Origin of the sequence: Arthrobacter sp. NPDC056493 (assembly GCF_042795115.1) — a bacterium.
Taxonomy (GTDB): Bacteria; Actinomycetota; Actinomycetes; order Actinomycetales; family Micrococcaceae; genus Arthrobacter.
Map to the genome: position 1 here is coordinate 1 of NZ_JBHTSL010000094.1, position 11,428 is coordinate 11,428.

Below are 11,428 nucleotides of genomic sequence, written 5' to 3' on the forward strand. Positions count from 1 at the left end.
ACAGGAACAGACACCACCGTTCCCACCGCCGACGTAGCAGCCGTAGTCGACGCGAACCTCGGCAACACGACGACGGGCACCGGCACCGCCCCGGCTGCCCCGGCAGCCAACGTGACAGCCGCCGCAGACGTCAACCTCGGCGGCACCGCCGCGACAGGAACAGACACCACCGTTCCCACCGCCGACGTAGCAGCCGTAGTCGACGCGAACCTCGGCAACACGACGGCGGGCACCGGCACCGCCCCGGCCGCCCCCGCAGCCAACGTGACAGCCGCCGCAGACGTCAACCTCGGCAACACCACTGGCACAGGAACAGACACCACCGTTCCCACCGCCGACGTAGCAGCCGTAGTCGACGCGAGCCTCGGCAACACGGCGGGCACCGGCACCGCCCCGGCCGCCCCCGCAGCCAACGTGACAGCCGCCGCCGACGTCAACCTCGGCAACACCACAGGCACAGGAACAGACACCGTTGTTCCTGCCGCCAACGTGGCAGCCGCGCTTGATGTGAATCTTGGTGGTACCGGCAGTGGAACGGGCACCGTTGTTCCCGACGCCGCCGCGGCCGCCGTCGTCGACATCAACCTCGGCAACACCACAGGCACAGGAACCGACACCACCGTTCCCGCCGCCGACCTGGCCGCCGTCGTCGACGTGAACCTTGGCAACACAGGTTCTCTGGGAACTGGCGCTGAAGGCACCGTCGACCTTGGGGTCGGCACGGGAACTGACACGGCCCTGGATCTGGGTGTCGATCTGGGTATCGGACTTGGCGCAGGAACTGTGACGACGCCTCCCGCTACTGACCCGGGCGACGGAACGGGTACCGATGGAACCGGAACGGGAGCTGACGGAACGGGCACTGATGGAACTGGCACTGGCGGTACCGACACCACCGGAACCGACGGCAGCGGATCCGGTACCGACGCCGCCGGTGGAGCCGCTGCCGGTGGAGCCGCTGCCGGCGCTGGCACCGTGACCACCACGACCGGCGCAGCCATTCTGCCCGCCGGCTCGGTGACCACTGGCGTCTCTGCGGCGGCCAGCACGGCAACCACGGCCAACGGAAATATGGCCACCGCACAGCAGACGCTCGCCAACACCGGCGCCGACGCTGGGCTGCTGCCACTCGCCGTGGTCCTGCTCGCCATCGGAGCACTGCTGGTGATCCGGCGGAAGAAGGCCTAACAGTCCGGACCCTCTCCGGACAGCAGTAAGCGCCTATCGTCGGCGGTCCGCATCAAAGCAGTCCTCTGGACTTCCGGATGTCGGACCGCCGGCGAAGCCGTGCTCCGAAGCCGGGCCGCAAGTCCAGCGGCTCGCCTAAAAGGCAGCATGACCATGAGCCGCGGCGTCATGTAATAAGCAAACGTATTACCCTTAACACCGAGCCAGAGCTGATAAGGACGGCAACGTGTTGGAAGAAGCGCCCAGCGGGGTGACAACGGATGTACTGGGCGGGCGTTACCGGCTGGGTGAGGTGATCGGCCGCGGTGGCATGTCGTCGGTCTATGCGGCCAGGGACCAGAACCTGGGCCGGGACGTGGCCCTGAAGCTCTTTGCGCCCCAGGCAGCAGATGCCGATGAGCTCAAACGGCAGGAGGCCGAGATCCGGCTCCTGGCGGCCCTGAACCATCCCAGCCTTGTCACCCTTTTCGACGCCGGCGTTGATACCCGCGTGCCTGACCAGCCCCGGCCCTACCTGACCATGGAGCTCGTGGAGGGCCAGGACCTGCGCAGCCGCATCCGGCACAGCCGCGTTCCGCTCGACGAACTGTCAGTCATAGGCGCCGGGGTCGCCGACGCCCTTGCTTACGTTCACGGTCTGGGCATCATTCACCGCGACATCAAGCCCGCCAACATCCTCCTCGTCCAGGTTCGCCCAGGCGAGCCGGTGCGGCCCAAACTGACCGACTTCGGCATTGCCCGGATCGTGGACGGCACCCGCCTCACGGCTACCGGCACGATGGTGGGCACTGCCGCGTACCTGAGCCCCGAGCAGGCCATGGGCTCCCCGCTTGCGCCCGCGTCGGACATCTATTCACTGGGCCTTGTGCTGCTGGAATGCATCAAGGGCACTGTTGAGTACCCGGGCAGCGCAGTGGAGTCAGCGGTGGCACGGCTGCACCGGGCCCCCGAAATCCCCCACGGCCTGCCTACGGAATGGCAACATCTGCTGGCCTCCATGACCGCCCTTGAGCCGCTGGAGCGCCCCTCCGCCGCGGACCTGGAAGTGGCTCTCCGGCACGCCCTCGTATCACCGCAGTCCGCACCCGCAGACTTGGCCGAGGATCAGACCCGCATACTTCCCGCGCTGCCGGCCCGGGCGCCGTCGATTCTCCCGCCCGGGCTCTCGGAGACACAGCCCACCGCGAGAACAACAGCCAAGGCGCCAGCGCGCCACACCGGCCGCCCGGCTGGCGCGAGGGGGCGACGGCGCTTCCGGATTGCCGCCGCCCTTGCGGCGGCCGTCCTCCTGGGCAGCGCTGCCGCGGTGACCGTCGCTGCCAACTCACCTGAAACGCACGACGTCGTTCCGTACCCTGCCGTCACCGGCCCACTGGGTGAACACCTCGTCGAGTTGCAAAGGAGCGTGGAACCATGAGCGCATACCAGCGACCGAGTCGCCGCTGGAGCCGCATGGCGGCCGCCGTCGCCGGGTGTCTGCTGGCCGCCGGACTCGCAGGGTGTACCGGATCAGCGCCCGAGCTGCAGGCTGACGCCGCGGCACAGCTTCAGCAGCGCGTCCTTGAGGTCACCAAGGCAGCTGCCGGAAGCGATCCGGCCGTCGCACTGAAGTCGCTGGACCGGCTGTCTTCGGAGCTGGATGCGGCCGCCGCGGCCGGCCAGGTTTCCTTCAAACGCCACCAGAGCATTTCAGGGGCAATCGACTCGGTTCGTGCCGACCTCACCGCCGCGCAGGCAGCCAAGAAGGCGGCGGCGGCGTCGGCCGCCAAGGCTGCCGCAGCGAAGGCTGCAGCGGCAGAGGCCGCGAAGCAGGCCCCTGCGCCGGCGGTGGTGGCTCCGGCACCCGTGACCGGCGGAAAAAAGGACAACGCCGGCAAGGGGAGCTCGGACGGGAACAAGGGTCCGGGCAAGAACAAGGGCTAATCGCCGGAGACCAGCTCTGGGCCTTCCCACATCCGAAAGCCGCTGCACCGGCCGCCATTTGAGCGGCCTGCGCCTCATAATCAGCAGACTTAGCTTCTCTCTTCAAATGCCGGCTGCTTCCCGCTACGTTGGAGGTGTTCCATCCGAACAAGGGCAATCAGAACCACGGGCCATCCGCCCGTACGCTGAAGGAGTGAACCACGCATGGCAACTGTTCAGGAATCGATCACTGTCGATGTCCCCGTACGCCAGGCCTACAACCAATGGACCCAGTTTGAGGATTTCCCCAAATTCATGAGCGGCGTGGACGCCGTCCGCCAACTCGATGACACCACTGTTCATTTCGAAACCAGCATTTCCGGTGTGAAGCGCGAATACGACGCCCAGATCACCGCTCAGGAACCGGACCAGCGCGTCACGTGGGAGAGCCTGAACGAGCCGCGGAACTCAGGCACCGTCTGGTTTGAGTCCGTGGGCGACAACGAAACCAAGGTGAACGTCGAGCTGACCTGGGAGCCTGAAACCGCGGTGGAGAAGCTTGGGGCAGCCACTGGACTTGATTCCCGCCAGGTCGCCTCGGACCTGAGGAAGTTCAAGAAATTCATCGAGGAACGCGACACTGAAACCGGCGCCTGGCGTGAAAGCGTGAGCGGTGGCGAGGTGGACGATGACCCGGGTTCGGCAGCGGCCGGCACGGGAACCGGCGTCGGGTCCGGAGCAGCAGCGGGAGCCGGGGACGGTGCCGGCGTCGGAACAACCGGCGTCGGAACCGGAGCGGCAGCGGGAGGCAACGGCGACCCGGGCGCCAGCACGGGCTACTCCGAGGGTGCCGGCATGGACGCCGTCCCGGGCCGCAGCTACGAATCCGGAGACGCCTACGATGCCTCGGCAACCGAACGGCCGGTGGATGCCGACCCGGACATGGCAGTCGACGCCCCCTACGGGGACAGCGACACAGGCGAGCCGCGGAACGAAACCCGTCACACGGACACCCGCCGGGACGATATACCCGACCGTTAGCAGCCAGCAGGACGCGGAAACGCCCCGCCACTCAAAGAGTGGCGGGGCGTTTCGTTGGCCCGGCTCTCTACGGTCTCGGCGCAGACAGCTCGGACAGAGCCGGCAGCTCAGCCGTGGTCCGGAGACTTAGCTCAGGGTCGCGACGATCTTGTTGAGCGTTGCGGACGGCCGCATGACGGCGGCCGCCTTCTCGGCGTCCGGGCGGTAGTAGCCGCCAACGTCCACCGGCTGGCCCTGGGCGCCCAGCAGTTCGGAAACGATGGCTTCCTCATTGGAAGTCAGAGCGTCGGCTACGGATGCGAAGGAAGCTGCCAGTTCGGCGTCCTCGGTCTGCTTGGCCAGTTCCTGCGCCCAGTACTGCGCCAGGTAGTAGTGGCTGCCCCGGTTGTCGATCTCGCCGGCCTTACGGCTCGGGGACTTGTTCTCCAGCAGGAACGTGCCGGTGGCCCGGTCCAGGGTGTCGGCAAGGACCTGGGCCCGGGCGTTGTCCGTGGTGTTGGCCAGGTGTTCGAAGCTGACGGCCAGCGCCAGGAATTCACCCAGGCTGTCCCAGCGCAGGTGGTTTTCCTTCAGCAGCTGCTGGACGTGCTTCGGGGCGGAGCCGCCGGCGCCGGTCTCGAAGAGGCCGCCGCCGTTGATCAGCGGAACGATGGACAGCATCTTGGCGCTGGTACCCAGTTCCAGGATCGGGAACAGGTCGGTCAGGTAGTCGCGGAGCACGTTGCCGGTGACGGAGATGGTGTCCTCGCCCTTGCGGATGCGCTCCAGAGTGAAGGCGGTGGCCTTCACCGGGGACAGGATCTCGATCTGCAGGCCCTCGGTGTCGTGCTCCTGCAGGTATTCGCGGACCTTCTCAATGAGCTTGGCGTCGTGCGCGCGGGTCTCGTCGAGCCAGAACACAGCGGGGGTCTGGGAGGCACGGGCGCGGTTCACGGCCAGCTTGACCCAGTCGCGGATCGGCAGGTCCTTGGTCTGGCAGGCGCGCCAGATGTCGCCCGGGGCAACTTCGTGTTCGATCAGGACGTTGCCAGAGCCGTCGACCACCTGGATCTTGCCGGGGACCTGAGCTTCGAAGGTCTTGTCGTGGCTGCCGTATTCCTCGGCGGCCTGGGCCATGAGGCCGACGTTCGGGACAGTGCCCATGGTGGTCGGGTCGAAGGCGCCGTTCGCGCGGCAGTCGTCGATGACAACCTGGTAGATGCCGGCGTAGGAGCTGTCCGGGAGAACTGCCAGGGTGTCGGCTTCCTTGCCGTCCGGTCCCCACATGTGGCCGGAGGTGCGGATCATGGCGGGCATGGAGGCGTCCACGATGACGTCGCTGGGGACGTGCAGGTTGGTGATGCCCTTGTCGGAGTCGACCATGGCGATCGCGGGGCCTTCCTCGAGGCCCTTCTTGATGGCGGCCTGGACGCCCTCGCGGACGTCCTCCGGCAGCTCGTCCAGACCGTTGAGGATGGAGGCGAGGCCGTTGTTGGGGCTCAGGCCGGCCGCGGCGAGCTGCTTGCCGTAGGTGTCGAACAGCTCGGAGAAGTAAGCCTTGACCACGTGGCCGAAGATGATGGGATCGGAGACCTTCATCATGGTGGCCTTCAGGTGTGCGGAGAAGAGCACACCTTCTTCTTTGGCACGTGCAACCTGTGCGGCCAGGAATTCATCCAGGGCGGCGGCGCGCATCACGGTGCCGTCGATGACTTCGCCGGCGAGAACCGGGAAAGCCTTCTTCAGGACCTTGACCGTGCCGTCCTCGCGGACCAGCTGGATTTCGATGGTGCCGTCGGCCGGAACCACCACGGACTTCTCGTTGGAGCGGAAGTCGTTGGCGTCCATGTGGGCCACGTTGGTCTTGGACTCGGAGGTCCAGGCACCCATGGAGTGCGGGTTCTGGCGTGCGTAGTTCTTGACCGACAGGGGCGCACGGCGGTCCGAGTTGCCTTCACGCAGGACCGGGTTCACGGCGGAGCCCTTGATCTTGTCGTAGCGGGAGCGGATGGCGGTCTCTTCGTCGGACGTGGGGTTGTCCGGGTAGTCCGGCAGCTTGTAGCCCTGGGACTGAAGCTCGGCAACGGCGGCCTTCAGCTGCGGCACGGATGCGCTGATGTTGGGCAGCTTGATGATGTTGGCTTCCGGCTTCTTCGCCAGTTCACCCAGTTCAGCCAGAGCGTCACCGATCTGCTGCTCTTCAGTGAGGTAGTCGCCGAAGACGGCGATGATGCGGCCGGCCAGCGAAATGTCGCGGGTCTCCACCTGCACACCTGCCGTGGACGCGAACGCCTCGATGATCGGCAGGAACGAATATGTGGCCAGCATCGGCGCTTCGTCGGTGTGGGTATAGATAATTTTGGCCATGCTCGGGCGTCTCCCTGAAGGTCGGCTTGTATCTGGTATTCCGGTCTATTTCACCAACCTTTAACTTACCCGAGGTGAACCGGATGAGCCTTACCCGGACGGCCGGATGCCCTTGCGTGACCCTGTTCCTGTGGGTTCCGCCACACTATCCATTGTCCCCGGCGCCGAGGAGTCTTAATCTTTCTCTCATAAACGAATACCGCTTCGGCGGCTGAACCCAGTTGGAACCCCTTGCGGCAGGGGCAGATCAGCACACCCCTACCTGGCAAACAAGACTTGAATCGTCACTAACCGAGCTTGTCGTCCCCCGGGTAGGTCAATCAGTCACCCGGCGCGCCTCCCGGGGCCGCCCCACCTGATAGGTAGGACCGCAATGACGAGCAAAAAGACTCTGGCCGGCAGCCTTCTGAGCCTGTCCACAGGCCTGCTGCTGGTTGTGAGCGCCATCGGCGGCGCAACAGCCTCTTCTGCAACGTCGCAGGACTTGACCCAACTCCAGGTCGCAAGCACCCCGGTGTCCAGCCTGCAGGGCTACTGGACACCCGAGCGCATGCGCGCCGCCCTTCCCGGCGATGTGCTGGCCGCCAAGGTCGTGGACCGGCAGGACAACACGGGCGCCTCGTCCCCCGCTGCCGCCGAGACGGGAGCGCTGACAAGGTTCGCCGGCACGGCCCCTCAGACCACGGCAACCACGGCCCTGCACTCCAGCGAAACCCCGGTGAGCCACGTCGGCAAGGTTTTCTTCACCCTCGGCGGGATCAACTACGTCTGCTCCGGCAATTCGATTGCCGCGCAGAATGACAGCCTGGTGGCCACCGCCGGCCACTGCGTCAATGAGGGGCCCGGCGCCTTCGCCAAGAACTGGGTCTTCGTTCCTGGCTACATCAACGGAAAGGCCCCCTACGGTCAGTGGGCGGCCAAGTCGCTGCACGCACCACGGAACTGGACGTCCGGCGGCGACATCCGGTACGACACCGGCTTCGCCGTGGTGGCACGCGTCGGCGGCAAGACCCTGGCCGATGTCGTCGGGGCGTCCGGAGTGGAGTTCAACCAGCCCCGCGGCATGGCGTACAAGTCCTACGGCTACCCCGCTGCGGCCCCGTTCACCGGCCAGACCCTGGTCAGCTGCAAGGGCACGGCCCACAATGACAGCATCAACCCGCAGTTCAACTCGCAGGGCATTTCCTGCGACATGACGGGCGGCTCCTCGGGCGGCCCCTGGTTCGCGCAGGCCGACACGAATGCCGTGAGCGGAGCGGACGGCTTCCAGAACTCCATCAACAGTTATGGCTATGGAACGAGTTCCACCACGATGTTCGGGCCGTACTGGGGTTCCACCATCATGAAGGTCTACAACTATGCACAGAACAAGTGATGAACCTGACGGTGCCGACGTAAGCCACAACGTCAGCGAAACGCCCGAGGAGATCCTCGCCTACTGGACCCCCGAACGGATGGCTGAAGCCGTCCCGAGGGACATCCGGTTGCCGGACCGGAGGAAAGCCAGCCCCAACCCGAAGGAAACTAAACCAAGTTAAGCCCGACGGCGGCCGTCCCCTTAAGGGGGCAGCCGCCGTCGCGCTTTGCTTCCGTAAGCGGAAGAAGTGCTTCGTCAGTGGAAGAAGTGGCGGGCGCCGGTGAAGTACATGGTGATGCCCGCAGCGTTGGCTGCTGCGACGACTTCCTCATCACGGACCGAGCCGCCGGGCTGCACCACAGCCCGGACGCCGGCGTCGATCAGGATCTGCAGGCCGTCGGCGAACGGGAAGAACGCGTCGGAGGCAGCCACCGCGCCGCGGGCGCGGGCCGGAGCGCCGGCCGCGCCTGGTTCTGCCGTTTCGGCGTTAGCAGCGCCGCCGGCACCGTCGACGTCGGACTCAACCTGCACACCCAGCGTGTTGGCCCGCTCAACGGCGAGCTTGCAGGAGTCCAGGCGGTTGACCTGGCCCATGCCGATGCCCACTGCAGCGCCGTTGGAGGCGAGCAGGATGGCATTGGACTTGGCTGCGCGGCAGGCAGTCCAGGCGAAGGCGAGGTCGGCCAGTGTGGCATCGTCGGCGGCTTCGCCGGCGGCAAGGGTCCAGTTGGCGCGGTTGTCGCCTTCGGCGTCCACCTTGTCGGTGATCTGGACGAGCACGCCGCCTGAGACCTGGCGGATTTCGGCCGGATAGCGGTCGTAGCCTTCGGGGAGGGCGAGCAGGCGGATGTTCTTCTTCTTGGAGAGGATTTCAACGGCCTCGGGCTCGAAGCCGGGGGCGATAACCACCTCGGTGAAGATGCCGGCCACGGTCTGGGCCATGCCGGCGGTTACCGTACGGTTGGCCGCGATGACGCCGCCAAACGCGGAGACGGGGTCGCAGGCGTGGGCCTTGGCGTGCGCGTCGGCGATCGGGTCCGCAGCGTCCGCGGAGGCCACTGCCACACCGCAGGGGTTGGCGTGCTTGATGATGGCCACGGCGGGCTCGGCGAAGTCGTAGGCGGCGCGGAGTGCCGCGTCGGCGTCGACGAAGTTGTTGTAGCTCATGGCTTTGCCGTGGATCTGGTCGGCCTGGGCGATGCCGGCAGGGGCGGCCTTGTCCACGTACAGTGCGGCCTGCTGGTGCGGGTTCTCGCCGTAGCGCAGCACCTCGGAGCGTTCCAGGGCGAGGCCGGCGTAGGCGGGCCAGTCGATGACGCCGTCGCCGTCCTCGTCGAGGAACTGGCTGGCGGTCCAGGTGGCCACGGCGGTGTCGTAGGTGGCGGTGTGCGCGAACGCCTTGGCCGCGAGCCGGCGGCGGGTCTTGAGGTCGAAACCGCCCTCGGCGGCGGCGCGCACCACATCGCCGTAGAACGTCGGGTCCACCACAATGGCGACGGCGGCGTGGTTCTTCGCGGCGGAGCGCACCATGGCGGGGCCTCCGATGTCGATCTGCTCCACGACGTCGTCCTGTGCGGCGCCGGACTTGACCGTCTCCACGAACGGGTAGAGGTTCACCACGACGAGGTCGAAGGCCTCGATCTCCATCTTGGCGAGGGTCTCCATGTGCGCGGGGACGCGGCGGTCGGCGAGGATGCCGCCGTGGACGCGCGGGTGCAGGGTCTTGACCCGGCCGTCGAGCATCTCGGGGGAACCGGTGACTTCCTCGACTTCCTGGACCGGGATGCCGGCCGCGGCGATCTTCTTGGCGGTCGAGCCGGTGGAAACAATTTTGACGCCTGCTGCGTGCAGGCCCTTGGCGAGCTCCTCCAGACCGGTCTTGTCGTATACCGAGATCAGGGCCCGGCGGATGGGAACACGGTCAAGCTGCGTCAAGCTCACAAAAGTCTCCGTCTTTATCTCGCGGTCGATGTGCCGCGGTTGGTGGGGATACGGCCCAGTTTATCGTGTCGGCGGACCCCCTCCTGCTGGCGGCTCCAGTGTGAAGGCGGGGCGTGCACGCCGCCGAAGGAACCGGCGTTGCGGGTCGTTCCGCAACGTAAGGTTTAAGCAGGAGGCCGAGATGAATATTTACACCGCTGTGCCCAGTGGCGAGCAGGTGGTCCAGGAACTGCCGTGGCGCTGGAAAGTGCAGGGCCGGATCTTCGTGATCGGCGGCCTGGGGTTCATGTTCGATGCGTGGGACGTCACCTTGAACGGCATCCTCATTCCGCTGCTGTCCACGCACTGGAGCCTCACCTCGGGCGAGGCCGGCTGGATCGGCACGGCCAACCTGATCGGCATGGCCCTGGGCGCCTTCATCTGGGGCACCATCGCTGACACCATCGGCCGCAGGAAGGCCTTCACGGCCACGCTGCTGATCTTCTCGGTCTTCACAGTTCTTGGCGCCTTCTCCCCCGATTTCCTGTGGTTCTGCGTGTTCCGCTTCATGGCCGGATTCGGCCTGGGCGGCTGCATCCCGGTGGATTACGCGCTGGTGGGTGAATTCACGCCCCGCCGGCAGCGCGGCAGGGTCCTCACGGCCATGGACGGCTGGTGGCCCGTGGGGGCCGCGCTCTGCGGGTTCGTGTCCGCCTGGCTCGTGGCCGCGTTTGCCGACTGGCGGCTGACCATGCTCGTCATGGTGCTGCCTGCGCTGCTGGTGTTCTGGGTGCGCCGCAGCGTGCCGGAGTCGCCGCTGTTCCTGATCCGCAAGGGCCGCCGCGACGAGGCGGCCCGGGTGATTGACAGCCTGGTCGAGGCCACCGGAGCCGAGCCCCGCGCCTACAGCCTGCCCGAGCCGCAGGCCGTGCCGCGGCTTTCCGCCGGCAGCGCGTGGCAGCAGCTGCGCGGGGTCTGGCAGTTCAACTGGAAGATCACGGCCGCCGCCTGGGCCCTGTTCATGAGCATCCTGCTGGTCTACTACCTGTCCCTGACCTGGATGCCGCGGATCCTGATTGGCGCCGGGTTCGCCGAGTACAAGGCGTTCCTGACGACGGCAGGAATGGCCGCCGTCGGGCTCCTGGGCGTGATCGCGGCAGCGCTGCTTGTGGAGCGTGTGGGCCGCAAGTGGCTGCTGGCCATTACGGGGCCGCTGTCCGCGCTGGTCCTGGTGGTGGTGGCGTTCGCGGTGGATGTGCCAACGGCCGCGGTGTTCTGGCTGCTGGTGTTCGGGTTCGTGGTGCAGGTGGCCATCCCGGTGCTCTACACCTATGTTTCCGAGCTGTACCCCACGGAACTGCGCGGCAGCGGCTTCGGCTGGGCGTCCACGTTCTCGCGGCTGGGGGCGGGCTTCGGTCCGCTCATCTTCGCGAACTACTTCTGGCCGCAGCTGGGGCTGGCCACGTCCTTCGCCCTCGCCGGCGGCCTGGTGGTCCTGGCCGTGCTGTGGATGGCGTTCTTCTCCCCCGAAACCCGCCAGCGCCGCCTCGAGTAGCGGCCCTGCTCTCCCCTCCCAACTGACTCGCAGTTGTTGTCGTTTTTGGGGGGCCAAAACAAAACAAAAGCGAGTAACAAGGGGCGGGGGCTTATAAACAAAAAAGAGCCCCCCAGACC

9 protein-coding genes are annotated in these 11,428 nt (G+C 66.6%); 7 read left to right on the forward strand and 2 right to left on the reverse strand.

The window, feature by feature from the left end:
* The 4 genes from ACFQ50_RS23585 to ACFQ50_RS23600 form a co-directional block, all read left to right on the forward strand.
* Positions 1 to 1,188, forward strand: a 1,188-nt coding sequence (locus tag ACFQ50_RS23585) for an LPXTG cell wall anchor domain-containing protein (RefSeq protein ID WP_377998034.1), incomplete at its 5' end; no start/stop codon positions are given.
* 226 nt (positions 1,189 to 1,414) lie between these two features.
* Positions 1,415 to 2,605 (forward strand): serine/threonine-protein kinase, encoded by a 1,191-nt coding sequence (locus ACFQ50_RS23590; protein ID WP_377998035.1) that lies wholly within the window; start codon positions 1,415 to 1,417, stop codon positions 2,603 to 2,605.
* Entirely contained in the window at positions 2,602 to 3,111 is a 510-nt protein-coding gene (locus tag ACFQ50_RS23595; RefSeq protein ID WP_377998036.1) for a mucin-associated surface protein, read from the forward strand. Before ACFQ50_RS23590 ends, ACFQ50_RS23595 begins: the two co-directional genes overlap by 4 nt.
* Positions 3,112 to 3,315: 204 nt before the next feature.
* Positions 3,316 to 4,131, forward strand: a complete 816-nt coding sequence (locus ACFQ50_RS23600) for an SRPBCC family protein (protein ID WP_377998037.1) — start codon at positions 3,316 to 3,318, stop codon at positions 4,129 to 4,131.
* A gap of 126 nt (positions 4,132 to 4,257) precedes the next feature.
* Here the strand turns inward: ACFQ50_RS23600 and ACFQ50_RS23605 are convergent, their stop codons facing one another.
* Complete coding sequence (locus ACFQ50_RS23605) at positions 4,258 to 6,477, reverse strand: NADP-dependent isocitrate dehydrogenase (protein ID WP_377998038.1); 2,220 nt, start codon at positions 6,475 to 6,477, stop codon at positions 4,258 to 4,260.
* 373 nt (positions 6,478 to 6,850) lie between these two features.
* Between ACFQ50_RS23605 and ACFQ50_RS23610 the strand changes: the two genes are divergently transcribed.
* Both ACFQ50_RS23610 and ACFQ50_RS23615 read left to right on the forward strand, forming a co-directional pair.
* Positions 6,851 to 7,852 (forward strand): trypsin-like serine peptidase, encoded by a 1,002-nt coding sequence (locus ACFQ50_RS23610; protein WP_377998039.1) that lies wholly within the window; start codon positions 6,851 to 6,853, stop codon positions 7,850 to 7,852.
* Complete coding sequence (locus tag ACFQ50_RS23615; RefSeq protein ID WP_377998040.1) at positions 7,836 to 8,015, forward strand: hypothetical protein; 180 nt, start codon at positions 7,836 to 7,838, stop codon at positions 8,013 to 8,015. The genes ACFQ50_RS23610 and ACFQ50_RS23615 overlap by 17 nt, the downstream gene beginning before the upstream one ends.
* Positions 8,016 to 8,089: 74 nt before the next feature.
* On the opposite strand, the gene purH is transcribed toward ACFQ50_RS23615, so the two are convergent.
* Entirely contained in the window at positions 8,090 to 9,775 is a 1,686-nt protein-coding gene (purH, locus tag ACFQ50_RS23620) for a bifunctional phosphoribosylaminoimidazolecarboxamide formyltransferase/IMP cyclohydrolase (protein WP_377998041.1), read from the reverse strand.
* Positions 9,776 to 9,956: 181 nt separating this feature from the next.
* Between purH and ACFQ50_RS23625 the strand changes: the two genes are divergently transcribed.
* On the forward strand, positions 9,957 to 11,309 hold the full coding sequence (locus tag ACFQ50_RS23625; RefSeq protein ID WP_377998042.1) for an MFS transporter: 1,353 nt from the start codon (positions 9,957 to 9,959) through the stop codon (positions 11,307 to 11,309).
* Positions 11,310 to 11,428: the final 119 nt, after the last annotated feature.